A 395-nucleotide genomic window follows, 5' to 3' on the forward strand; every position below is an offset into this window, starting at 1 on the left:
GTTGAAGGTAGCCTTTTCGGTTGCCTTGAATGCAGCGCCACCCCAGACAGCCCAGTCGCCGCCCCACGTGCCGTAGAACGAGTCGATTACGCGGTAGGAGTAACCAGCACCGTCAACTGCATAGGTGTCGTCGTTGGACTTGTAACCGCCCTGTACCCAGACCGAGAAACGATCCGTGATGTTGACGTCGCCGCGAACCTTACCAGCCCACTCTTCGTTACGAGCGTCGTAAGCTGCAACAGCTGCGATCGAACCCCAACCACCAGCGTACTTCAGACCGCCAACGATGTGCGGCGTGTAGTCGTTCAGCGTTACGTCAACGTCGGAGTCGCCGTTGCCGCCTTCTTCGAGCGACAGGATAGCCGAGAAGCCGTTGCCACCGGTGAAGGTGTAGC

The 395-nt window shown here is 59.0% G+C and carries 1 protein-coding gene; it reads right to left on the minus strand.

The features are described from left to right. Positions 1 to 395, minus strand: a 395-nt coding sequence (locus tag F9K91_RS25625; protein WP_208852736.1) for a porin, incomplete at both ends; no start/stop codon positions are given.

Origin of the sequence: Brucella tritici, from assembly GCF_008932295.1 — a bacterium.
Taxonomy (GTDB): domain Bacteria; phylum Pseudomonadota; class Alphaproteobacteria; order Rhizobiales; family Rhizobiaceae; genus Brucella; species Brucella tritici.